Source organism: Cupriavidus sp. 01L43 (assembly GCF_056399925.1).
Genome location: NZ_JBFTSH010000020.1, coordinates 92,057 through 115,860 on the forward strand (window position 1 = coordinate 92,057; position 23,804 = coordinate 115,860).

The 23,804-nt window shown below is 67.9% G+C and carries 20 protein-coding genes; 7 read left to right on the forward strand and 13 right to left on the reverse strand.

The annotated features are described in order from the left end of the window. Positions 1 to 45 precede the first annotated feature (45 nt). Positions 46 to 996, forward strand: coding sequence for a LysR substrate-binding domain-containing protein (locus AC1DP9_RS25155; protein WP_441644935.1), 951 nt, complete (start codon positions 46 to 48; stop codon positions 994 to 996). Here AC1DP9_RS25155 and AC1DP9_RS25160 read toward each other — a convergent pair. Continuing rightward, entirely contained in the window at positions 955 to 1,245 is a 291-nt protein-coding gene (locus tag AC1DP9_RS25160) for a DUF2917 domain-containing protein (RefSeq protein ID WP_255370774.1), read from the reverse strand. The two genes, AC1DP9_RS25155 and AC1DP9_RS25160, sit on opposite strands and share 42 nt — an antisense overlap. A gap of 187 nt (positions 1,246 to 1,432) precedes the next feature. Here AC1DP9_RS25160 and AC1DP9_RS25165 point away from each other — a divergent pair, with 187 nt between their 5' ends. Continuing rightward, positions 1,433 to 1,843: a hypothetical protein gene (locus tag AC1DP9_RS25165; protein ID WP_092293654.1), complete on the forward strand. Its 411-nt coding sequence runs from the start codon at positions 1,433 to 1,435 to the stop codon at positions 1,841 to 1,843. On the opposite strand, the gene AC1DP9_RS25170 is transcribed toward AC1DP9_RS25165, so the two are convergent. The 5 genes from AC1DP9_RS25170 to AC1DP9_RS25190 form a co-directional block, all read right to left on the reverse strand. Continuing rightward, the gene (locus AC1DP9_RS25170) at positions 1,838 to 3,466 is read right to left on the reverse strand and encodes a phospholipase D family protein (protein ID WP_255370800.1); all 1,629 of its coding nucleotides are present in this window, start codon (positions 3,464 to 3,466) and stop codon (positions 1,838 to 1,840) included. The genes AC1DP9_RS25165 and AC1DP9_RS25170 overlap by 6 nt on opposite strands. 100 nt (positions 3,467 to 3,566) lie before the next feature. Further along, a complete protein-coding gene (locus tag AC1DP9_RS25175; protein ID WP_092293656.1) occupies positions 3,567 to 4,397 on the reverse strand; it encodes a mechanosensitive ion channel domain-containing protein in 831 nt (276 codons plus the stop codon). Positions 4,398 to 4,578: 181 nt separating this feature from the next. Next, positions 4,579 to 6,045, reverse strand: coding sequence for an efflux transporter outer membrane subunit (locus AC1DP9_RS25180; RefSeq protein WP_477108796.1), 1,467 nt, complete (start codon positions 6,043 to 6,045; stop codon positions 4,579 to 4,581). Positions 6,046 to 6,070: 25 nt separating this feature from the next. Then, positions 6,071 to 7,678: an MDR family MFS transporter gene (locus AC1DP9_RS25185; RefSeq protein WP_477108797.1), complete on the reverse strand. Its 1,608-nt coding sequence runs from the start codon at positions 7,676 to 7,678 to the stop codon at positions 6,071 to 6,073. Beyond that, the gene (locus AC1DP9_RS25190; protein ID WP_477108798.1) at positions 7,671 to 8,828 is read right to left on the reverse strand and encodes an HlyD family secretion protein; all 1,158 of its coding nucleotides are present in this window, start codon (positions 8,826 to 8,828) and stop codon (positions 7,671 to 7,673) included. The genes AC1DP9_RS25185 and AC1DP9_RS25190 overlap by 8 nt, the downstream gene beginning before the upstream one ends. A gap of 113 nt (positions 8,829 to 8,941) precedes the next feature. Between AC1DP9_RS25190 and AC1DP9_RS25195 the strand changes: the two genes are divergently transcribed. Then, positions 8,942 to 9,658 (forward strand): CerR family C-terminal domain-containing protein, encoded by a 717-nt coding sequence (locus AC1DP9_RS25195; protein WP_477108799.1) that lies wholly within the window; start codon positions 8,942 to 8,944, stop codon positions 9,656 to 9,658. A 428-nt stretch (positions 9,659 to 10,086) separates the two neighbouring features. After that, positions 10,087 to 10,557, forward strand: a complete 471-nt coding sequence (locus AC1DP9_RS25200; protein ID WP_477108800.1) for a copper resistance protein CopQ — start codon at positions 10,087 to 10,089, stop codon at positions 10,555 to 10,557. Between the two features lie 254 nt (positions 10,558 to 10,811). On the opposite strand, the gene AC1DP9_RS25205 is transcribed toward AC1DP9_RS25200, so the two are convergent. After that, the gene (locus AC1DP9_RS25205) at positions 10,812 to 15,170 is read right to left on the reverse strand and encodes a response regulator (protein ID WP_477108801.1); all 4,359 of its coding nucleotides are present in this window, start codon (positions 15,168 to 15,170) and stop codon (positions 10,812 to 10,814) included. Between the two features lie 131 nt (positions 15,171 to 15,301). Between AC1DP9_RS25205 and AC1DP9_RS25210 the strand changes: the two genes are divergently transcribed. Together AC1DP9_RS25210 and AC1DP9_RS25215 are read left to right on the forward strand one after the other, a co-directional pair. Continuing rightward, positions 15,302 to 15,763 (forward strand): ion channel, encoded by a 462-nt coding sequence (locus AC1DP9_RS25210; protein WP_092293668.1) that lies wholly within the window; start codon positions 15,302 to 15,304, stop codon positions 15,761 to 15,763. Between the two features lie 114 nt (positions 15,764 to 15,877). Continuing rightward, on the forward strand, positions 15,878 to 16,798 hold the full coding sequence (locus AC1DP9_RS25215) for a MipA/OmpV family protein (protein WP_477108802.1): 921 nt from the start codon (positions 15,878 to 15,880) through the stop codon (positions 16,796 to 16,798). Positions 16,799 to 16,808: 10 nt separating this feature from the next. Here AC1DP9_RS25215 and AC1DP9_RS25220 read toward each other — a convergent pair whose 3' ends face one another. Both AC1DP9_RS25220 and AC1DP9_RS25225 read right to left on the reverse strand, forming a co-directional pair. Continuing rightward, entirely contained in the window at positions 16,809 to 17,483 is a 675-nt protein-coding gene (locus tag AC1DP9_RS25220; RefSeq protein ID WP_477108803.1) for an alpha/beta hydrolase, read from the reverse strand. Positions 17,484 to 17,541: 58 nt separating this feature from the next. Continuing rightward, a complete protein-coding gene (locus AC1DP9_RS25225; RefSeq protein ID WP_092293674.1) occupies positions 17,542 to 17,853 on the reverse strand; it encodes a hypothetical protein in 312 nt (103 codons plus the stop codon). 224 nt (positions 17,854 to 18,077) lie between these two features. On the opposite strand from AC1DP9_RS25225, the gene AC1DP9_RS25230 reads away from it, so the two are divergent. Beyond that, positions 18,078 to 18,299, forward strand: coding sequence for a DUF2188 domain-containing protein (locus AC1DP9_RS25230; protein ID WP_092293676.1), 222 nt, complete (start codon positions 18,078 to 18,080; stop codon positions 18,297 to 18,299). 31 nt (positions 18,300 to 18,330) lie between these two features. Here the strand turns inward: AC1DP9_RS25230 and AC1DP9_RS25235 are convergent, their stop codons facing one another. The 4 genes from AC1DP9_RS25235 to AC1DP9_RS25250 form a co-directional block, all read right to left on the reverse strand. Then, positions 18,331 to 21,819 carry an ImcF-related family protein gene (locus tag AC1DP9_RS25235; protein ID WP_477108804.1) on the reverse strand — a complete coding sequence of 1,163 codons (3,489 nt, stop codon included), beginning with the start codon at positions 21,817 to 21,819 and terminating at the stop codon, positions 18,331 to 18,333. Position 21,820: 1 nt separating this feature from the next. Continuing rightward, positions 21,821 to 23,005: a hypothetical protein gene (locus tag AC1DP9_RS25240; protein WP_477108805.1), complete on the reverse strand. Its 1,185-nt coding sequence runs from the start codon at positions 23,003 to 23,005 to the stop codon at positions 21,821 to 21,823. 3 nt (positions 23,006 to 23,008) lie between these two features. Further along, the gene (locus AC1DP9_RS25245) at positions 23,009 to 23,272 is read right to left on the reverse strand and encodes a PAAR domain-containing protein (RefSeq protein ID WP_149138371.1); all 264 of its coding nucleotides are present in this window, start codon (positions 23,270 to 23,272) and stop codon (positions 23,009 to 23,011) included. Between the two features lie 43 nt (positions 23,273 to 23,315). Further along, positions 23,316 to 23,804: formylglycine-generating enzyme family protein (locus tag AC1DP9_RS25250; protein ID WP_477108806.1), on the reverse strand; the 489-nt coding region annotated here is incomplete at its 5' end.

Here is a 23,804-nt window from a genome sequence, read left to right on the forward strand (position 1 = left end):
GCCGAGCCGTGCTTTAATCCCAACACCTTCCCCACCCATCCCGCCATGTCCGTCCCGCTCGCCCGGCTGTTCCCGCTCGATCTGCTCAAGGGCTTCGTGGCCGTGGGCCGGCGCATGAGCATCACCCAGGCAGCGGACGACCTGTGCCTGACGCAGTCCGCCGTCAGCCGGCAGATCCGCGCGCTGGAAGACCATCTGCAAGTGCGGCTGTTCGTGCGCCAGCATCGCGGCGTGGCCTTCACGCCCGAAGGCGAGCGGCTGTTCCGCAGCGCAGATGGCGCGGTGCAGCAACTCCAGGACGTGGCCGGCGAACTGCGCAAGCGCGATGGCCGCCAGCCGGTGACCGTGACGGCCAGCATCGGCGTGGCGGGGCTGTGGCTGCTGCCGCGCCTGGGCAGCCTGCAGCGCGCCCATCCGCAGTTGGACGTGCGGCTCTCCGCCAGCAACCAGATCAGCGACCTGCGCGCGGATGGCATCGACCTCGCCATCCGCTATTGCCGCGAGGCCGACGCCCCGGCGGACGCGATCCGCCTGTTCGACGAAACCATCGCCCCGGTCGCCCATCCCTCGCTCGGCGCGCACCGGCTGACCGCCGTGGAAGACCTCGCCCAACTGCCCCTGCTGGAATTCGATGACCCGCGCCCGTGGCTGCACTGGCGCAGCTGGCTCGGCGCGCACGGCTACCGGCAGGCCAGCCGGCGCGGCATCCTGCGCTTCAACCAATATGACCAGATGATTCACGCGGCGCTGGCCGGCCAGGGCGTGGCGCTGGGGCGGCTGGAACTGATCCAGCCGCTGATCGCGGGCGGGCAACTGGCGGTAGTCGATATGCCCGGCGCCGCGCTGGCCAGCCCCAACGCCTTCTGGCTGATCCACGCCACCGACCACCCACGCGAAGACGTGGCGCGCGTGGCCGCCTGGATTCGCGCCGAGGCGGCCCGGGTGGCGCCCGCCTCAGCGCAGCGGCAGGCTGTGCCAGCGCCACCGGGCCCGTAGCGGCGGGGCAGGCGGGGCGATGACCCGGCACACGGTCACGGCGCCATGGCCCAGCGCGGTCAGGAAATAGGTGGCGTCCTCGGTCACGCGGTGCCGCTGGCCAGCCGTCAGCACGATATCCGGCGAGCGCCGCGGCCGGGCGCCTTCCAGCGTCAGCCACAGCGTGCCCCCGGCGCAGGCCAGTTCGGCCCCGGCGCGCAAGGCCATGGGCAGGCAGTCATTCTCGATCATCAGGGTGTAGGTCATCATGGGCTCCGGCAACGCTTTTATCGTCGCCGACCGGCCGGGCCGGTGCCATGAGGGTTGCGGCGCGCTGGCATGACTTTCGCGCCGACTTTTACGCTGACTTTCGCGCACCGGCTGTCAACTTCCGGCTGGAGATGCCGATAGAATGCGGTGTCGGCGCGCATTCCGCGCCGTCTTGCCACCGATTGCCATGGACCCGATTTCGTTCGAATTTGTCACCGTCGAGGAAGCCAGGAAGATTCTCGACGGCGAGGTGCCGACTACCGGCACCGTGGACTGGCGCGACGCCCGCCAGCCGCCGGACCCGGCCACGCAGGCGCTGACGCCCGCCGCGCTGAAGTGGCTCGCGCAGCTACCGCGCGAGGTGCGCCCCTTCGAGCTGTTCCACACCTATCCGCGCATCGCCAACCAGCTTGCCGCGCTGGCTGGCCAGCAGGGCTACCCCACCCCGGTCACGCTCTTCCTGGCCGACCTGCTGATCGACAAGCGCGGGGGCCGGCAAGGCTTTCCGGGCGGCATCGCCCCGGAACTGTCGCGGCTGCAGGAGCACCTGCTCCAGTCCGCCGAGCCACCCGGCGCCGATCCCACCCTAGCCCTATAGCTGATCCTCCACCGGCAGCACGCGCAGGATGCCGATGCCCATGTGCTGCCACACGCTCATGCCGGGCTCGCTGTCCACGGTGGAGAGCTGCCCCTTCTCGCGCGTGGTCCAGGTCATGGACTCCCCGCCACCCTCGCTCTTGCGCAGTTCCACCTTGTAGGCGATGTCTAGCAGCCCGTCATCCATGCTCTTGACCAGCCGTTCGGCCAGCGCGGGGCTGTCCAGCACCACGCCCATCTCCGTATTGAGCTTGATCGAGCGCGGATCCAGGTTCAGGGAGCCGATGAACAGCAGCCGCCGGTCCACCACATAGGTCTTGGCGTGCAGGCTGGCGCGGCTGGAGGCGAACATCCGGCTCTTGCGCGCCTGGCTGCGCGCCAGTTCGGCGTTGGCGGTGGGCTTCAGTTCATAGAGGTCGATGCCGGCCCGCAGCAGCGCCTTGCGCCGCGGCGCGTAGCCGGCGTGCACGGCGGCCACGTCCGTGGCGGCGAACGAGTTGGTCAGCACGCGGATCTTCACCCCCCGCTTGGCGATGCCGGCCAGCCAGGCCATGTTCTCGTCGTCGGGCACGAAATAGGGCGACACCAGCACCAGCTCGCGCTCCGCCTTTTCCATCATCGCGCGCAACTGCGGAATGGCGTGGGAGGTGGGGTCGTCGGGGTCTTCCTCCACCTTCTCGGCCTTGTCCGAGATGACGCGCGCCCCGCCCCAGTAGCCGGGCAGATGGCCCAGCTCGATGCCGCGCACCAGCCCCGAGTCGAGCAGCTCCTGCACGAACTCGCTGGCGCGCACCTGGTCTCCGCGCGCCTCGATGGCCTTGCGGAAGGCCCGCAACTCGTCCGGCGCCTCCTTGCCCTCGGGCACCAGCGTGGCCACCGGGTAGGCGCTCTCGCTGTTCCAGTATTCGTCGAACACGGCGCTCGCGGCCGGCACGGCGGGGCCGGCCACCATCACGTCCAGATCGCTGAAATCCATGTCCGGCTTGGCCGAGAAATAGGCGTCGCCGATATTGCGCCCGCCGACGATGGTGACCAGGTTATCCACCGTCATCTGCTTGTTGTGCATGCGGCGGTTAAGCCGGCCGAAATCAAACGCCAGTTCGAACCAGCGCGCGCGGCGGCTGGCGAACGGGTTGAAGATGCGCACTTCGATATTGGGATGGGAATCGACCGCCGCCCAGGTCTTGTCCTGCTTCTCGGTGTGGATGTCATCCATCAGGATGCGCACGCGCACGCCCCGGTCGGCCGCGTCGATCAGGTCGCCCATCAGCACGCTGCCGGTTTGGTCGATGTCGAAGATGTAGTACTGGATGTCCAGCGTCTTCTGGGCGGCGCGCGCCAGCGCCATGCGGGCGGCCAGCGCGTCCGGCCCGGCGCCGAGCGGGTAGAAGACCGACTTTCCGGGGTTCTGCGCCAGCCGGGGCGCCAGGGTGCGGGCCAGCAGCGTGCCGCTGGTGTCCTTGGCCGCGTAGCTGGGGGTGCGGCCGGCATTGGCCGGCAGGCTCGCGCAGCCGGCCAGCACGGCCAGGCAGAACGAGGCCAGCAGCAGCGCCACCAGCGAGCGGCCGCGCCGCCAGCCGGTCCAGTCCGGCCCGCCCACCCCGTCCATCCAGAGCCTCAGCATCGGCGCCATGGTCCGCTCTCCTCGAAGATCCCCGTCCGGCCATCTTGCTGCATTGCGGGATCGGCTCTGCGTCCGATCCCTTTTTCATCTTCCTTCCACCTTATACCGCCGCCTCCGCCTGCGGGAGGGTGCACGCGCGGTAGTAGCCGCGCACGATCTGCTGGGCCACCGGCAGGCGCGCGCTCACGGGCACCGGGAACCGTACGATGGCGTCCACCCGCTCCGCGTCCACGGGATCGAACAGCACGCGCGGCTCGAACTGCGACAGGTCCACGAAGCGCATGTCGCCGTAGCGGCGCAGCGTGCGGCCGGCCTCTTCCATGAACGGCTCGCACGCCTGGCGCGCCACGGCCAGCAGCTGCGCCTCCACCACGTCCGGGTCCATGCCCACCGCCAGCGGAATGCGCACCATGTCCAGCGTGTACTTGCCGGCCTGCGAATGGTTGCGCACGGCCGTGGTCATCAACAGGCTGTTCGGCACCTGCACCGTGAAACCCGTGTACTGGCGCGTGGGTGCCACCTCCACCAGCGTGGTCGACATGACATCCATGTCGATGACCTCCCCGCCGAACGGCCCGATCTCGACCAGATCGCCCAGCTGGTAGGGGCGCGTGATCATTCGCATGAACGCGCCCAGGAAACACATCACCAGTTCCTTGCCGACCAGGATCAGGGCCGCCGCGAACGCCGCCAGCGAAATGGCCACGCTCTTCAGCTCCGACACCCAGATGCCGAGCAACAGCAGGAACATCACCGCCGCCACCACGTTGCGCGACGCCACGGTCCAGGCGCGATAGGCGCCCCGGTTGTCCGCCTGCAGCCGCCCCGAGAAGAAGCGGTTGATCAGCTTGACCACCAGCGTGCCGGCCAGGACCACCACCATGCTGGCAACCACGTTGATCAGGAGACTGTCGTTGGCGTTGAAGTGCATGGGGGCGTCCGGGGCACGCGCCGATGGGGTCTGTAACACATTGTTGCAAACCGCGGCGCGGGGGCGGCGCCAGCTAATCCGATGCCGATGCCGCCCACCCGGATTCTATCCACACGCCACTGTGCCGGGCGCGCGATGGCGCCGACAGGGGTCGGCGTCTGGTTTGCGTGTAGGCGTTTTCTTAGGTGCGCCAGCCCAGTCCGAGCGCCTTCTGCAGCGAGACGTAGTCCTTGAGCAGGTTGGCATCGCCCGAAATCCGGTCCTGCTGGGCCACCACGCGGGTGCGCTCCACGTCCAGCCATTCGAGCATGCTGGCGGTGCCCGCCCGGTAGCGCTGCTGCTGGAGCGTGGAGGCGCGCTCGGCGGACGCCTCCACGCGGCGCAGCACCACCACGTTGTCGCGCTGGTGCCCGTAGCGGGAGAGCGCCACGTCGGCGTCGCGCAGCGCCTTGAGCACCGCGCTTTCGTAGCTGGCCTCGGCCTCGTCCCGGCCGGCCTCGGCGTTATCGACACTCGCCGCCACCCGGCCAAAATCGAGGATGTTCCATTGCAGGCGCGGCAGCGTCAGCCACGTGCCGTTTTCCTTGCGGACGAGGTGGCCCGGGTCCATCGCACTGAAGCCGAGCGAGCCCAGCAGCGATACCTTCGGGAACCAGTCCGCCTTGCGCTCGCCGATCTGCGCCGTGCGCGAGGCCAGCCGGCGTTCGGCCACGCGGATGTCCGGCCGGGCCTTGAGCAGCGTGGCGGGATCGCCCACGGCCACGGTCTCGGGCAGCACCGGCAGGTCTCGCGAGGGACCCAGCGCGGTGTCCAGCGTGCCGGGCGGGCGGCCGGTCAGCAGTGCAAGTTGATCGAACGATTCGATCAAACCCGCTTCCACCGGCGCGATGCGGGCGCGCGTGTTCTCCAGTTGCGTCAGCAGCCGTTCCACTTCCAGTTCGGAGGCCACGCCGCGCGCGCGGCGCTGGCGGGTCAGGTCGAGCATGTCGGCTTCCAGCGTCTCCGACGCGCGCAGATGGGCCAGGCTGGCCTGCTGCTCGCGCAGCGTGACGTAGGCCTGCGCCACTTCGGCGGCCAGTTGCACGTGGGCGTCGGCCAGTTCGGCATCGGCGGCCTCGGCCTCGGCGGATGCCGCTTCGATCGCGCGGCGCGTGCCGCCGAACAGGTCGAGTTCCCAACTGGCATCGAACCCGGCGATATAGAGCGACAGCGGCCCCCGGCCACCACCGCCCCCGCCCTCTCCGCCGAACGAGGCGAGGTCCGGCTCGCGCGTGCGCAGCATGGCGGCGCTGGCGTTCACCTTCGGCATCAGGTTGGCGCGATTGCCGGCCAGCCCGGCGCGGGCTTGCCGCACGCGGGCGCGCGAGGCGCGGATGTCCGGGCTGTCACGCAGCGCGGTTTCGATCAGGTTGGCCAGCAGCGGGTCGCCCAGCGCGCGCCACCAGTCGGCCACGTCAGGCTGGCGTGCCTCGGCCAGTTTCGGTGCGTGCGGGAAGGTGCCGGCCGCCACCGCATTGCCGGCCACTTCCGGGGCGGTGCGGTAGTCGGGGCCCACGGTGCAGCCGGCGGCGGCCAGGGCGGCCAGGGCGGCCAGGGCGGCCACAAGGAGAATCAGCGCCGGCCGGGCGGCGCGAAGGGGTGCGTACATATTAGGTACCGCTTTATTTATCGATTTAGTGACCGGCTTCGACCGGGGCTGCGCCCGGACGGGGCGCCTTCAGCAGCAGCGCCAGCGGCACGCAGCACAGCAGCGCCAGCCCGAGGGCATAGAAGGTTTCCGAGAACGTCATCACCGCAGCCTGCCGGGCGATCTCGCCGGACAACTGCGCCACGGCCTGCAGGCTGGCGTGGGCGTAGTCGCCGCCCTGCGCCACGAAGCTGGCGATGCTGGAGGACATATGCTCCTGCCCGATCGAACTATTGCCCGTGACCGATTCGCGGATCACCGCGTCGTGGTAGGCGTTGCGGCGGTCGATCAGCGTGCCGAGCAGCGCCAGCCCGATCGAGCCGCCCAGGTTGCGGGCCATGTTGTAGAGCCCGGCAGCATCGCCGGCCTCATGGGTGGCCACGGCCGCCATCGACGCCTGATTCAGCGGCATCATCGCCAAAATCTGCCCGAAGCCGCGCAGGATCTGCGACAGCGTGAAGTCATGCCCCACGCTGTCCGTCGTCAGGCTGATATCGAGCATGCAGCTGCCGAAGAAACACACCAGCCCGGTGATGACCAGCCAGCGGCTGTCCACCTTGCCGAGCAGGCGCGGCAGCACCGGCATCATCAGGAACGCCGGCAGCCCGGACAGCAGCATGATCCCGCCGGCCTGCTCGGCGTTGTAGCCGGCAATCGTCGCCAGGAACTGCGGCAGCAGGTAGGACACGCCGTACAGCCCCGCCCCGACCACCGAGACGATCAGAATCACGCTCGCGTAATTCTTGTTCAGCAGCAGGCGCAGCCGCACGATGGGCGTCTTGGCCGTGAACTGGGCGACGAACATCATCCCCAGCCCGATGGCCGACAGCGCGGAGAGGTAGACGATAGTCGCCGACTCGAACCACTGCTCGCGCTGGCCCTCCTCGAGCACCACGGTCAGCGAACTGAGGCCGATGGCCAGCCCGATAATGCCGAGCCAGTCCGCCTTGATGAAGGCCGACAGGTCCGCGCGTTCCTGCTTGAGCCCGAAGTACAGCAGCGGCACCAGCACGGCGGTCACCGGCAGGTTCAGGAAGAAACACCAGCGCCAGTTCACGTTCTCGGCCAGCCAGCCGCCCACCACGGGGCCCAGCAGCGGCCCGAGCAGCACGATCAGGCCGAACATCGACATGCCGATCGGCATCTGGTGGCGCGGCAGCCGGGTGCGGACGATGGTCTGCGCGGTGGGGATCATCGCCCCGCCGGCAAAGCCCTGCCCGATCCGGCCGATGACCATCTCCGGCAGCGAATGGGACAGGCCGCACATCATCGAGAACGCCGTGAACAGCAGCGCGTTCCACATCAGGAAGCGGCGCAGCCCGAACACCCGCGTCAGCCACGCGGTGAGCGGGATGATGACGATCTCGGCCATCAGGTAGCCGGTGGAGACCCACGTGCCCTCGGTGCCGGCCGCGCCGATCTGGCCCTGGATCTGGGGCAGCGCCGAGTTGGTGATGGAGATGTCGAGCGTGGCCAGCAGTGCGCCGAGCGAGCCGGCGGCCACGGCGATCCAGTCGGCGGCGGTGGCGTTGGCGGGCTTGTCGTTCGGTGGCGTGGCGGGGGCAGCCCCGGCGGGGAGCGCCGCTTCAGCCATGGCGGGCCTCGCCGGCGCGGGCTTGCACCGGATGCATGTCGCGCGTATCGACATCCACCACCACGGAGAGGCCCGGCATCAGCACCGCGCGCGCCTCCGGCGTCACATCGATATGAATCCGCACCGGCACGCGCTGGACGATCTTGGTGAAATTGCCGGTGGCGTTCTGCGCCGGCAGCAGCGCGAACTGCGAGCCAGTGCCGGGCGAGAGGCTGTCCACCACGCCGTGGAGGTCTTCACCGGGCAGCGCATCCACGTGCAGCGTCACGCGCTGGCCGGGACGCATGCGGCCCACCTGCGTTTCCTTGAAATTGGCGGTCAGGTAGAGGTCCTGCACCGGCACCACGGTCAGCAGGCGGGTGCCGGGCTGGGCGAACTGGCCCACGCGCACGCCCTTGTCGGCCACGCGGCCGGCGTTGGTGGCGCGAACCACGGTGTCATCCAGGTCGAGCCGGGCCTGCCGCGCGCTGGCCTGTCCCACCTCCAGTTGCGCCTGCGCCTGCTGGAGCCGCGCCTGCAGCGTCACCACCTGGCTCTGCTCCACACGCAGCGCGGCCTCGTTGGCGGCCAGCGTGGTACCCGCGCGGGTCTGGGCGTTACGCAGTTCGGCGGTACGTTCCTCGGTCTCGGCACCGGACTTCACCAGCGGCGCGTAGCGCTCCACCTGCGAGGCGGCGTAGCGGGCGTTGGCGCGCGCCCCTTCCACCTCGGCGCCGGCCTGGGCGATGCGGGCCTTCTGCTGGGCGAGGTCGGCCTCGGCCCGCGCCACGTCCGCCTGGCGCGAGGCCACGGTGGCCTGCGCCTCATCGAAGGCAGCCTGGTACTGGCGATTGTCCAGCCGCACCAGCGCCTGGCCGGCGATGACCTGCTGGTTGTCGCGCACGAAGACTTCGGCCACGTAGCCGCTTACCTTCGGCGCCACCGTCACGCTGTCCGCCTGGAGGTAGGCATCGTCGGTGCTTTCGATAAAGCGGCCTATCAGCCACCAGCGCACGCCAAACACCACGGCGGCCAGCAGCGCGAGCGCGCCCAGGGCGAGCAGCACGGTGCGGCGGCGGGAGACGGCACGCGGCTTGCGCGCAGAGGATCCAGCGGAAACGGGGAGGCCGGCAGCCGGATTGGCGGCGGCAGTAGATTGGGGGGCGGACATGGGGGCGCGGGGCTTCGACAGCACTATTGAGGGCGATCGCGCAATTATTCCACTTGGAATAAATGTGTCAACTGATATATTTCTGCCTGCCCACGGACTGAGGAAAACGCAACATGGCCCGACACAAGCCCGCAACCGAAGGCGGCTACCAGCGCGGCGAGGAAACGCGCGCGCGGATCATCGACGCCGCGCTGCGGCTCTTTGGCGCGCACGGTTTCGACGGGGCCTCCACGCGCGACATCGCCCGCGAGGCCGGGGTCAACGCGCCCGCGCTCCAGTACTACTTCGACAATAAGGAAGGCGTGTACCTGGCGTGCATCGACTACTTCGTGGACCGCGCCTGGGGCCTGCTGGCCGATGTGGTGATCGCCGCCGAGGCCGTCGTGGCCCGTCCGCACGCCACCGACGCCGAGTTGATCGATGCCTACCTGGGCCTGCAACTGCGCTTCACCACCTTCCTGCATGAATGCCCGGACACCGACCACTGGCGGCAGTTCATGGCGCGCGAGCGCGCCGGGCTCGGGCCGCCGGCCGCGTTCGAGCGCATCGACGCGGGCATCAACCGCCGCATTTTCGCGGTGACTTCGCAGGTGATCGGGCGCCTGACCGGTCAGCCGGCCACGGACGAGGCGACGCGCATCCGCACCATCGCCATCGACAGCCAGGTGGCGGCCTTCAAGGTCATGCGCCGCCACGTGCTCAAGGCGCTGCACTGGGAGTCCTTTGGTGAAGCCGAGACCGCCCGGGTGCAGGAAGTGATCCGCGAGCAGACGCAAACGTTGCTCGAAGCGCTCGTTGCGCAGCGCAATGCAAAGGATCTGCGAGGCTAGAGCATTTACTCTAATTCTCGACGTGGCAGGACGGAACCTTTATGGTTATGTATAAAAATCAATGACTTAGCTCGTCACACCATCCAGCCTGCCGGGGCAAATCGCCCACTTTTCCAAGGAAATACGATGGCGCGGCGCAAAAAGTCCTTGCCTGTCTATCTAGTAGTAGATAATATTCGAGCCATGGACAGCACTGCATCACCTGGCAAACAGAAACAAGCCCCGCGATGCAGTCCCCGTCCACGCAGTACAAGTAGTCGATCAGTACCGGAAGGCGGTCTTTTTTTTAGCGCTGAATATCTACCTACCAGTAGATAGCAACTGAGAAAAAACCCGCCACAATGCAGCAAAACAACGCAGCACCGACGGCCCCGCGATCCACCTCCAAACGAGATCGCCCGGCCCAAACGAAGACAAGGAGCCACACCATGAACGCCAAGACCATCCTTACCGCCGCCGCCCTCGCCGCCGCCTTCGTCACTGGCGCTGCGCAAGCCGCTCCCGCCAACAAGACCGGCGAAGTCTACGGTTACAGCTACCGTGTGAACGACGCCCGCAACGCCTTCACCGATGGCGCCCGCGCCAGCGGCGTGAACGAACCGCGTAGCCCGTATGTCGATGGTGCCCGCGTTGGCAAGGCTGACCCGTTCACCGACGGTGCCCGCACCGTTGCCGGCCTGGATCGTACCGGTGTCTCGGCCAGCCCGGCCCGCACCGCCGACCCGTACCTGGACGGCGCCCGCCAAGGCAAGTTCGACACGTTCAGCGAAGGCGCCCGCACGGTAGCCGGCCTGGATCGCACCGGTGTCTCGGCCAGCCCGGCCCGCACCGCTGATCCGTACCTGGATGGCGCCCGCCAAGGCAAGTTCGACCCGTTCACCGAAGGCGCCAACGCCTGAGTCCCGCCCGATGACGGCGGATTGGAAGTACGTCAGACAAACGGAGCAGTAGCCTCGGGGCTCCCCGAGGCGGGCTCCGGGTTGTCATTCCTGGAGTCCATCATGACTTTCCGTAACAGTGCAGTACTCGTAGGCGGCTGGGTGGCCGTCGTCGTGGCGAGCGGTTCCGCCGCCGCCGTGGTCGCGCAGACGCTGATCTGAGCGCCAGCGTGATTTGCTCCCCTCTCCCGCGCGCGGGAGAGGGGAGAAAGGCATCAGCCCTGCAAGACGCCGAGAAATGCCGGCAGCGCGTAGGGCTTGCGCAGCGTGACCGCGTTTGGCAAGGCGGCACGCTGCACGGGCGTGAGCACCACGTCGTAGCCGCTCACGAAGATCACCCGCAGCGCCGGTTGCAGCCGGCAGGCATCCATCGCCAGGTCCACGCCCGAGGCGCCGGACAGGCCCACATCGGTCAGCAGCACATCGACCGGCCCTTCGCGCAGCACGGCCATCGCTTCGGCATCGGTGCTCGCTTCCACCACACTTAGTCCGAACGTCCGCATCAGCTCCGCGGTGCTGGCGCGCACCAGCGCGTCGTCCTCGACGAAGAGGATGCGTTGCGGTGCCAGTTGCACCACGGGTGGCATCTCCGGCATCGCCAGATCCGGCGAAGCCAGGGCCTCCGCCGGCGCCGGCCCCAGTTCGGCCCCGCCGCTCACCAGCACGTGGCGCACCTTGCGCGCGAGCGCTTCGCGCGTGTACGGCTTGCTCAGCAGTTCGATGCCCTCGTCGAGCCGCCCGCTGTGGACGATGGCGTTGTCCGTATAGCCCGAGGTGAACAGCACCGCGATGCCGGGCAGCCGTTCGCGCACCTTGCGCGCCATTTCCGTGCTGCGCAGCGGGCCGGGCATGACCACGTCGCTGAACAGCAGGTCCACCGGCACGCCGCTTTCGACGATGGCCAGCGCGCTCAGCGCGTCGCGCGCCTTCAGCACGCGGTAGCCCAGGCTGGCCAGCATCTCCACCACGGTCGCGCGGACGTCCTCGTCATCCTCCACCACCAGCACGGTCTCCGTGCCGCCGCCCGCCGGGCCGGCCTCGACATCGGTCTCGAGGTCTTCCTCCTCGCGCACGCGCGGCAGGTAGAGCCGCACCGTGGTGCCCTGCCCCGACTCGCTGTAGATCTTCACATGCCCGCCGGACTGCCTGACGAAGCCGTACACCATGCTCAGGCCCAGCCCGGTGCCCTGCCCCTCGGGCTTGGTGGTGAAGAACGGCTCGAACACCTGCGCCTGGATCTCGGGCGACATGCCCGTACCGGTATCGGTCACCGCCACCATCACATACTGGCCGCGCGCCACGTCGGCATTGCGGCGCGCGTAGTCATCGTCAAGCACCGCGTTGCCGGCCTCGATGGTCAGCCGGCCGTGGCCGCTCATCGCGTCCCTCGCGTTGATCGCCAGATTCAGCAACGCGTTTTCCACCTGGAACGGGTCCACCAGCGTGTTCCACAGGCCGCCCGCCACCACGGTCTCGATCTCGATGCCATCGCCGAGCGCCCGCCGCAGCATGTCGTCCAGCCCGCGGATAAAGCGGCCCAGGTTCACCACCTTCGGCGCCAGCGGCTGGCGCCGGCCGAAGGCCAGCAGTTGGGACGCCAGCTTGGCCCCGCGCGCCACCCCGGCCAGCGCGTTGCGCACGCGTGCCTCGGGGCGCTCGTTGCCGGACACATCGCGCGCCAGCAGTTGCAGGTTGCCGCCAATCACCTGGAGCAGGTTGTTGAAGTCGTGCGCCACGCCGCCGGTCAGCTTGCCGATGGCTTCCATCTTCTGCGCCATGCGCAGCGCCTCGTCGGCATGGCGCAGCGCCTCGGCCGCTTCCTTGTCGCTGGTGACGTCGCGGCCCACGCCGTGGATGCGGCCCGTGGCGGGGTCCACCGTGAGCGTCCACGCCACCCAGCGCAGCCCGCCATCGGCCCGCGCCATGCGGCATTCGTAGCGCACCGCCGTGCCATCGTGGCGCAGCGCGATCATCTGCTCGGTCACGGCCACGAGGTCGTCCGGGTGCACGAAAGCCATGCACGAGCGGCCCAGCAGCGCGCTATCCGCATAGCCGAGCGTGCGTCGCCAGGACGGGCTGAAGCGCTCCAGCACGCCGTCGAAGCTGGCCACCATCAGCAGGTCTTCGCTCAGCTCCCAGAGGCGGTCCCGGTCTGCCACGGTCTCCGCTACGCGGCGTTCGAGCGAGTCGTTCAGCTCGCGCAGCGCCTCCTGCGCCCGGGTGCGCATGGCGATTTCCTCGCGCAGGCGGCGTTCGGTGGTGCGGCGCAGGTGCGACAACTGGAGATTGCTGGCCACACGCGCCAGCAACTCGCGCGAGGTGAACGGCTTGGTCAGGTAGTCGTCCGCGCCGGTGGCCAGGCCGCTGACGCGCGCTTCCTCGCCCGCGCGGGCGGAGAGCAGCACCACGGGGGTCTCGCGCAGCGCCGCGTCGGCGCGCACGGCCTGCACCAGGCCGAAGCCGTCCAGGCGCGGCATCATCACGTCCGAGACGATCAGGTCCGGCGCGCGCGTGCGGGCCATGTCCAGCGCCTCCTGGCCATCGGCGGCCACCTCCACCGTGTGGCCGGCCCCGCCCAGGATGCGGCGCATGTATTCGCGCAGGTCGGCGTTGTCATCGACGATCATCACATGTCCGCGCACCGCGCCGGGCACCGCTTCCTGCGGGGGGGCGCGCATGGCGAGCGCCGCAGCCGGCATCACCTCCGCCTCGGGGGTCCAGCGCCGCGCGGCTTCCACGTAGGCCAGCGCCTGCTGGCTGGCGTGGGTCGACAGGTTTGACGCAGCCCCGGGCGCGGCGGGCTGCGGCGCGGCCGCCCGGGCCGTGCGCGGCAGGGTGACCACGAAGCGCGTGCCTTCGCCCACCTCGCTTTCCACGCGGATCACGCCGTCGTGCAGGCGCACCAGTTCCAGTACCAGCGCCAGGCCGATGCCGCTGCCCTCGATCGACCGGCCCACCGCGCCGGACACCCGGTGGAAACGCTCGAACAGCCGGGGCAGTTCATCCCCCGCAATGCCGATGCCGGTGTCGCGGATGCTCAGTTCCACGCCGCCGTCCTCCGCCTCGCGCACCGCCACCGCAATCGCCCCGGTGTAGGTGAACTTGAACGCGTTGGAGAGCAGGTTCAGGACGATGGTCTCCCACATGTCGCGGTCCACCGCCACCGCGAAGCCCAGCGGCGCGCATTCCACCACCAGCTGCAGGCCGGCGCCCTCGATGGCCGAGCGGAACAGCGAGGCCAGTTCGGCCGTGAACGCGGGCAGGTCGGTGGGCTGGGGATGCTTCTGCACCCGGCCGGCCTCGATCCGCGAGAAATCGAGCAGTGCATTGACCAGTTTCAGCAGCCGCAGGCCGTTGCGGTGGGTGATCTCCACCAACTGGCGATCGGCGTCGTCAGGGCTGGCGGTCTCGTCCGCACGGTTCAGCAGTTCCTCGAGCGGCCCGAGCATCAGCGTCAGCGGGGTGCGGAACTCATGGCTGATATTCGAGAAGAAGGTGGTCTTGGCGCGGTCGATCTCGGCCAGCGCCTCGGCGCGGCGGCGCTCTTCCTCGTAGGCGTGCGCGTAGCTGATGGCCTGGCCGATCTGGCCCGCCACGAGGTCGAGGAAGGCGCGGTAGCGGTCGCCAAACAGCCGGCACGGGTTCAGGCCCACCACCAGCACGCCGCTGCGCGTGGTCTCGCCCGAAGGCGTGACCGGCACCACGGCCGCGTGGCGCGGCGTGAACTGCCAGGCGCCGCCGGGCAGCGTCGCCCCCCCGAAGCGCGTGGACAGGTCTTCCACCAGCATCACTTCGCCCTGCGCCAGCACCTCGGCAAACGGCCAGGGGCCGCCGCCGGTGCGGATCTCGGCCGGCGCGGCCGGGTGGCCCACCTCGATGCCATGGTGGCCGCACAGCGTGGCCGTGCCGGCGCCGCGCTCGCCCAGATAGAGCAGCGCGAAGGGAATGTCATAGGGATTGGCGCCCAGCGCGCGCAGGCTCAGCGCGCAGGCTTCGTCCCAGGAACGGGCATTGGTGGCCGACGAGGCCAGTTCGCGCAGCAGCTTGAGCTGGCGCTCGGCCACCACGCGCTCGGTGTCGTCGCTGTTGGCGCAGATGATGCCGCCCGTGCCGCCGTGGTCGTCGGGCACAGGGCTGTAGGAGAAGGTGTAGTAGGTCTCCTCCGGGTAGCCGTTGCGCTCCATGATGAGCAGCTTCTGCTCGACGAAGCTGCCCTCGCTGCCCTCCATGGCCGTGGTCAGCATCGGCCCGATCTCGTGCCAGATCTCGCTCCAGACGCGCTCGGTCGGCTCGCCCAGCGACGCCGGATGCTTGCCGCCGATGATCGCCTTGTACGGGTCGTTATAGAAGAAGCGCAGATCGGCGCCCCAGCCCACCCAGATCGGCTGGCGGGACGTCAGCATGATGCGGATGGCTGTCTTCAGGCTCTGCGGCCACGTCTCGGGCGTGCCCAGCGGCGTGCGCGACCAGTCGAAGTCGCGGATCAGTGCGCCCATCTCCCCGCCACCCGCGAGGAAGGCAGGGGCGATGCCCTCGGCATGCAGCGGCGGCACATTGCCCACCGTGTTCTTCATGGAACCTCCGGATTCCGGCATGTATCTTTTTCTTCACTTTCTCGGCATGCGCCGCATGGTGCATTGTCAGCGTGCGGGCGCTTCTATAGTCTGCCGGGAAACACTGCGTCAGAAAACCACCCTTGCCGACTATGGAAGCCACGGCCTCCCCATACCTGATCGCCATCCTGATCACCGCCACGCTGACCATCATCTGCGTGGCCGTGCACTACGAAGCCCTGCGCCTGATCTCGGCCATGCACCCGCGCCACTGGAGCGGCAAGGTCAACATCGGCGTGATGATCCTGCTCATCATCCTGGCCCACGTGCTGGAAGCCGTGCTGTTCAGCACCGGCTACTGGCTCGGGGCGGACGTGTTCGGTATCGGCGAACTCAAGGGCCTGCACGATCATGGGGCAGCGGCCTATGTCTATTTCTCGCTGGAAACCTTCACCACGCAGAGTATCGGCGACGTCATCCCGATGGGCCAGTTGCGGCTGCTGGCGTCGGTGCAGCCGCTGGTGGGGCTGATGCTGATCGGCTGGTCCACCTCCTTTACGTTCCTGGTGATGCGGCGCGACTGGCGTACGGACGAACTGGCTGACCGCGACTAAGATGCGGCCACGGTGACTGGATGGTAGGCAACGGGGGCCGCCGGTGAAATGGGCGTCCTTCCTACACGCTTGTGGGATTCGAGGAAGTTGCGCGGGCGGCGCGCCGGTGAAAAGATGATTTGCCGTCATGCGAACCACAACAATCAACGGGAGGACCCTGACGTGTCCAGACATCCGGAAGCCCACACACCACCGCTGGCCGGGTGGCTCGCCGCGCTGCTGCTCGCGCTGGCCCTGCTGCACGCGCCGGCCGCCCGGGCGCAGACGCCCGCGCCGCTGGCCGAATGGCAGTACTCGGTGGGGGTGCCGCTGGTGGAGATGTTCCAGGGCCAGCCCGAGGGCTGGAAATTCCGGCTCGGCGCGGCCATGACCGTGCGGCCGCGCTACGACGGCGCGCACGACTACTACGTCTTCGGCGGGCCGACCATCGACATCCGCTACGCCGACAAGTTTTTCGCCTCCACCGGCGAAGGGCTGGGCTGGAACATCGTCTCCAACGACCACTGGCGCGCGGGCATCGCCCTGACCTACGACCTGGGCCGCCGCGAGAAGAAGGACCACGACAACCTGGCCGGCATGGGCAATATCGGCATGGCGGCGGAGACCAAGCTGTTTGTCGACTACGTGGTGTCGAAGTCGTTCCCGCTGGTGATCCGGGCCAACGCGCGGCGCCAGTTCGGCGGCGCCAACGGCTGGATTGGCGACCTGGGCGCCTATATGCCGCTGCCGGGCAGCTCCGAGAAATTCTTCTGGTTCGCCGGCCCGACCATGACCGTGGCCGATTCGGCCTACATGGGCCGCTGGTTCGGCGTGACGCCCGAGCAGGCGGCACGCTCCGGCCACCCGGAATACCGTGCCAGCGGCGGGATCAAGTCCTATGGCGGCGGCGTCTCGGCCATCTGGTTCATCAACAAGCACTGGTTCGCCACGGCGGACTTCGGGGTATCGGCGCTGGTCGGCGATGCCAAGAACAGCCCGATCGTGCAGCGCACGACCAACCTGACCGGGGATATCTCGGTGGTTTATCAGTTCTGACCAGACGCCCCTAGGCCGGGCGGCGCAGGTACCCCTCCACCACACTGCGCAGGCCCGGCAGCTTGCCGGTGAAGAAATGCCCGGCGGCCGGCAGGACCACCACCGGCAGTTCCTGCGGCCGGGCCCAGTCGAAGACATTGATCAGCGGCACGCGCTCGTCGCGCTCGCCATGCACCACCAGCGTGTGGGCCGGCACGGGCGGGGTGTCGTAGCGGAGCGTCTCGGACAGCGCGCCAGCCGGCATGCCGGTCAGGATCAGATGCTGGATCGATTCCACGGACGAATCTCCCGCCTCGGTCAGGCGCGCCACCATCAGCGTCTGCACGAAAGCGCCGAACGAGAACCCGGCCAGCGCCACTGGCAGGCCCGGATATTCGGCTTGGAGATGGCGCAGCACGGCTTCCACATCGGTAGATTCGCCGGGGCCGCCATCGTAGCTTCCCTCGCTTTGCCCGACGCCTCGGTAGTTCGGCCGCATCGTCACGAAACCATGGGCCTGGAGCATGCGCGCCAGCAGTTGGGGAATCTTGTGCTCGGCGGTGCCGCCCTGCCCCGGGTGGGGGTGCGCGACCACGGCAATGCCGACGGGCGGGCCGGCGGGAGTGTCCAGCAGGGTTTCGATCTGGCCGGCGGGGCCGGCAATGAATAGGGAGGTGGAAGCGGACGTGGTGTAGGCGGAAGACATAAAGCGGGGGCGACGGATGGATGTGCATCCGCAGCATACCCGGTCCCACCGGGAACGATCAATGGTGCTGACTGGCCTTGACCACCGACGCGATCTCCTGGCGCCGCACGCTGACCACGTCGTCCAGCTCCAGGCCTTCGGCCACGACCAGCATTTCGGCACCGCGCGTGATGGCATGAATCACGCCGTACCACAGCTCCGGTCCGGCCACCGCCGTCAGGCGGACGCTGAACTCGGTTTCCATATCCTGGCTGCAAACCGTCACCAGGTCGCCGACCTCGGGCATGGCGGCCTTCTCCGCCAGCAGGGATTCCCGGGCCGCCACCGTCAGTGGCATCTGCGCAATGCCGCGCGCAAACCTCGCTTGCATGGCTGTCTCTCCTGCGCGTTGTTTTCCCTACAAGAATATATAGGCGTGTCCCGAAAAGGCACGGTAAACCGTCACGCGCCGGACATAAGCGATGCGGACGCCGCCCCCCGGCGGGTGCCCGGCGCCTTCCCGGCGCCTCTCAGGTGGCGTGTCAGACGGCGCCGGATTGTGCCCTGCGCCATGGCATCCATAATGGAAGGATCATACGATCCAGGAGAACCATCATGCAGACCAACCTCCATGTCGTGCCGCACGGCACCGGTTGGGACGTGATCCATGAGGGCGCCCGCTACGCCGAGTCGCACCATGCCACGCAGGATGAGGCCATCCAGGCCGGCACCGGACTGGCCCGGCGCCAGAAAGTGGAGTTGCTGATCCATGGCGTCGACGGCAAGATCCGCGCACGCGACAGCTACGGCCATGATCCGAGGGAGGTGGCTGGCTAGGTGGGGTCGGAGCCACATCCGCAGTTTTCGGCTATCCCTTCGGCACCGTAGCAGGAACGCTGCGCACCAAGCCATGCGGCTCCCGACCCAAAAAGATCCGCGACGGCAGGACGAACCCGCGTAGCGCCAGCAACTCCAGCGGTCCCTGGCCGACATCGGTGCGCATCAGGTACTTCAGCGGGTAGACCATATCCGCCGGCGGTGGGCGTTTGGCGGCGCGTGCCATCAGGCTTTCCGCATCGGCATCGGCGCTATCCGGCCCGGTGGCCGCCGCGCGCGTCTCCGGCATGCCGTGCCAGGTCAACTGGTAGGTCGCGCTGTCCAGCGGCTCAATACTTGCCCGCTCCAGCATTCGCACCCATCCCCAGTAGCCGCCAAACTCGTAGTGTCGGTTCGTGCCGGCGCCCTCGCTCTGCCATTGCAGGCGAGCACCCGGTTCCTCCACCGTATTGGCCGGCCAGCGCATGGCCTGCCAGCGCTCGCGCTGGTTGTAGTAGTGGAGCTTTTGACCATCCAGGGTCAGCACCGTTTCGGTCAGACCCGGAGACGGGATCGGCTTGACCTCGAAGCGATACTGGGGCTCGCTCTGCGCCATCATGTGGGCCGCCACACGCTGCAGAGCGTTCACTGCCCTGAGGAAGGCCGGGTCGAAGGCGAGTACCTCGCCCCCCGTCTGCCCGCCGGGCGTCACCGGTACCCATTGGTCGCCCTGCAATTCCAGCGCGGCGGCCAGATGGGTGCCGAGGAACGCCGCGAGCAACCCGGTCTCCGGATGCAGGAAGCGCGCCAGCTCCGTCAGCGAGGCATCATTGGCCGTGTCCGCAAAGGGGTAGCGCCCAGCGAACGATCGGCCCCACGCCGTGGCGATGCCCTGCCGCCAGGCAGCGTTCAGGCTCGCCTTCGCGGGTTGCAGCACGGTTTGCATGGCCTGGGCGATGGGGCGTACGAACAGCGCCTCGCCCATCCCGGCCCATTCGCTGCCAAGGCTGGCAGCCACCAACTGCGCATAGGACTGGGTATCGGCCAGCGCCGACGCCTTGCCCTGGAACAGCGCCTGCGCCATCTGCCGCGCCTGTGCATCGGCATCGGCGCTGTGGCTGATCTGTTGCAACCGTAGCCGCAGCGCGGTGGCGCGGTCGAGGAAACGTTGGAGGCTCAGGTCGTCGTTAGTGCCCGGAGCCTGAGCCGTCAGCCGCAGCACCGGGCCGAAGGCGGCGCCAAGCGGCCCTGCCGGATCTGGCTGTGCGGCCTCGGCCCCCGCCGCCTTCCTGCCGAGCAGATCCTGAGCCCTGGCCACGAGCGTATCGGACAGCGAATCCTTGCGCGCGCCAGCACCACCCTGGTAGGCGAGTGATTTCATCAACGCGATCACCGGCGACTGACGTGCATCGGCCATCAGCTTGAGTTGGTCGATGGCTGCGGGAAGCGTCGGCGCCTGCGCCCACTGCATGCTGTTCATGAAGCCGCGCCAGTGGTCCGCATAGTCCGCAAAATACTGTTCGGTCAGCGCGGCCTGCAGGGCCTCGGGCGAGCGGCCCGCGGGCTGTGGCGCGTCCTCCGGCCTGCCGTCGGTCAACACCCAGTCGCTGGCGACCGCCGTGCGCCTGGCGGCCGACTCGATTGCGGCGGCGACATAGCCCTCGTAGGCCTGGCGGGTGAAGACGCCGGGCACGATGCCCGCTGTCCGGAGCAGTCCGCGCGCGTCGGTACCGGCGGTGAGCGAGGCCAGGGTCTGGTCTGCGTACTTGCCGTCGAAGGCTCTGAGGATGCCCTGATAGATCGCGCCTTCGGCATTGCGCTCGCCGATGACCGCCAGCAGCGTCTGGCGCGCGCCCGCCACCAACTCGGGCCGCGGGAGGATGCGCCACCCCGGATGGGCCGACAGGTACTGCGCATGAAAGCGGAACAGCCGTTCGCCAAGGTCCTGCTGCGCGCCGGGCGTCAGCCGCGCTTCGTTAGACCAGTGGCGCGCCAGCTGCGGCGCCAGAAACTCCGGCTCGGCCCGCTCGGGGTGGGCCAGCATCAGGTAGGTCTTGAGCCCTTGCTGACCGTCGAGCGCCCACCGGCTGGTCTCCTCGTCCAGCGCGTTCGTGCGCATCTGCGCCAGGTCGGCCAGCGAGGCTTCCAAATCTTGCTGCACGGGCAAAGTGAGCCACTGGCGGCTGGCCTGCGCATAGGGCTTCCACAGCGCTTCCAGCACCGCCGCATCACGGTTCAGGCCAAAGCGCGTCGCGATGGGCGCATGATGTTCGGTGCGATCGACGTAGCGCTCGATCTGCTGCTGCAGGGCGAGCAGCGCGTGCAGGCGGGCGGCCGGGTCTGGCGCCGACTGGAGGCTGTCGATGGCCTGCTGTGCGGCGTGAATGTCCCGCCCGTTTTGCACCCCGGACACCAGCATGCCGGCGCTCCACAGGCCGATGGCCGCTAGGGCCACCACCGACAACACCGTGGCCGGATGCCACCCCATGCGCCGCCCGGCATGGCGCCTTGCGGCTGCGCCGATGTGTTGCCAGAGCGGCAGGTCGATGCCGGCCTCGCTCTCTGCATCGCCAATCGCTGCCGGATACCGCGCAAACACGACGCCGCGCAACGGGATGCGCCGCCGGTGGCGGTTCACCCATCCCCCTACCCAATCGGCAATGGCCGTGGCGCGGGTATCGAGACGAGCGGACAGTTCGGCCATGTGGCGATGGCGGGGGTTCTGAATCAGTTGCTCGATGCTGTGATCCGATAGCCGGTTGCGCAGGGTGGTCAGTGCACGCCTGACGGCATCGGCATCCCATCGGCGCGGCAACTCGCAGCCGACTGGCGCGCTATCCCCGTCGGGAGCGGCATTCTCCTGCGCCACATCGATCAGGAAAACCGGCGCGGACCAGCGCAGTGTCTCGGCGATGCGGGCGAGGGTGAAGGGATGGGGATGCGTGATGTGGCGTTGCGACGGCAGTTCAGCTTCGCCGTTGGTGACGAGCAGCACCGCATCGATGGGACGACGGCGATGAAGTTTATAGAGCTGCGTGAGCCAGGCGATATCCGGTTGGCCGTCCTTGCCCGCCTTGCTCCACAGCAGCACCGCATCAGGGGTGCTCAGCCAGCCTTGTCGGTCCAGTCCGGGAACCAGCCGGCCGACTGCCGCGTCGTCCCCAGTCAGCAGTAGCCACGGCAGGGGGTCACGCCAGCGGAAGCCCCTCTGCGCGCGCAGCACTGCCCGGAGTTCTAGCAGATTCCCTACCGCCGACGCAGTGCCGGCCTTAGCCTCCATGATTGCCTCGCTGGCAGCCTCGGGGGGCTCCAATCCCTGCGCTTTAGACGCCTGCCGAACTTCGTGGCGAACCAGTCGCCGCCGAAACAATGCAACAACGGCCCACATCAACGCGCCCAAACCTATGGCTGCAAGCGCTACACGATGCTCAGTCAACCAAGGACGGATCTGACTGGCCTCCACCGAGAGGCCGACGTAGATGGCTGCCGCAACGAACGCGCCCGCAAGAATCAGCCATCGTCCCAGTGTGTAGCTTCGCAATTCACGCTCCTCCAGGCTGTACCGGCGCGACCACGCACAAGTGCACGCGCTCCGCGTCGGACTCCTGCCACGCGACCAACTGATGCGTCTTGCCGTGCCGTGCTGCTTCCAGTGCAAGGGCAAGGGCCATCCATCCGCTGACGGGCCCCGGGACGCCCAGCGCGTCTTCCAGCTGAATAACCGTCGGGTTATCCGCGCCTCCGGTGGATAGCGCGCCTAACATCGCAGTACTGCACGCCCGATTCAAACCGCTTGACCAGACTTGTTGCAAGCTGCCGGGCACGACCTGCATGTTCAGCATCGTGGAAACATCATCGGCCATAGCGGAGGATTGCGATGTCATGGGCCGACAGATACGTCCTGCCAACGCCTCAGGCTGCGCGCCAGACACTGAGCGACCGGCCGTGCGGGGACTCAGCAGTATTGCCGCGCCACCTTCGCTGAAGGTGTTCTCGCCGGCATCTGCCCAGATCTGCGCGGCAACAATCAGCTGTGCGGGCATCTGATCCTGACCGAGATTGGCTTCCAGTCGCGCCACGCAGCTTGTGGCGTCGGCAACGCGGATGTCGCAAGCGATCCCAGGCAATGCTTCCGCCAGCAGGCGTCCGCTCTCGGCTTTCCATTGGGCCGCGCCCGCCTGTGATGTGCCATCCAGGATCAGCACGACCTCAAGGGACCGAACATTGGCCAGATCATCGGCAAACCGGTCCACCACCAAACCAAGGAGTCGATCCCGCCGGATGTCGGCCTTGTCCTTCTCGCCCCAGTAGAAGCCGACCGAGCGTTGCAGGTTCACCGGCATGGCCACCTCACCCGCGACAAGCTGCTCCGCCGTTTGAATGGTTGGCAGAAACGCGACTGCGCGCACTGCCCCCAGATGATGTCTGGCCCACGCACGCCAAAGTGAAGCCAGCCGCGTCGCCTCCCGCTCGCTCTCGTCGGCAACGACTTGCTTCCGCTCCCACCGCGTGAGGATCATGCCGAATAGCACTGCGCAGACGCTGGCGGGGGCACCGACCAGAAGCAGCCAAAACTTCGGCGTGTGAGTCGATCTGTCTTGCGGCCAGAACAGTAGTACGGCTGCTGCGCCAATCCCCATGATCACGACGAGGATGGGCAGCCATATGTGTAGCTTGATCGCTTCCGGTCGCTGACGCGGCGGAACGCTGGGGATGGACCACGACATGGATCAACCGGCTGAAAGTGTGGAGTGCGTGGCAAAGATCGTGCATCCGCACGCCGATTTGCAGAGATGGGTGACCAGACGCTTCCCATCGGAAAACATGGTCTCATCGGCCTCGATGATCGGGTTCACGCCATGCCCTTCCCGTGGGCAGTACACGAGATCACCAAGCAGGGCCGCGCGCTTTCCGCCTTCGAAAATGGTGGACGTTGCTGTCATCACATAGCCGCCATGATCGGTCGGATCCCCTTCAAATACGATTGCATTCATGATTTCTCCTCGGTTCGTGGATGGAAGACGCTGGGCGATGGGGTCATTGCGGCTGTGCGATAGCGCGGTCGATGTTTGCCACACAGCGAACAGTGTGCGATACGTTGAATCCGGGTCCAATGGCGCCCGTTCGGATGTCTTTCCCAGTCATCATGGGATCGCGCTTAAAGCGCTTGATGTTGAGGCCAGAGATATAGTCGCCCCCCGAATATCCCCGAATTGAACGCAAGGATCCGGTCGGCGGTCCCTTCGGATCGTGCTCGGGGCTGACGCGGTACCAGTCCTCGTCATACCAGTCCTGCATCCACTCCCATCCGTTGGCGTTCATGTCATATAACCCGAGCGGATTGGGTGGAAAGATTCCCACCGGGAACAGCATGGCACGGAGGGCATAGGAAGGTTCATGAGGGCGGGTCCGAACCACCGGCCTGAGCTTTTCCTTTTGCTCATCGGAAGCCATGTTGCGGCCCTTGTCCATATGCCCGTTGTCCGTCGCCCAGAGGAAGTTCTGGCCACGGCTACGCGCGGCATA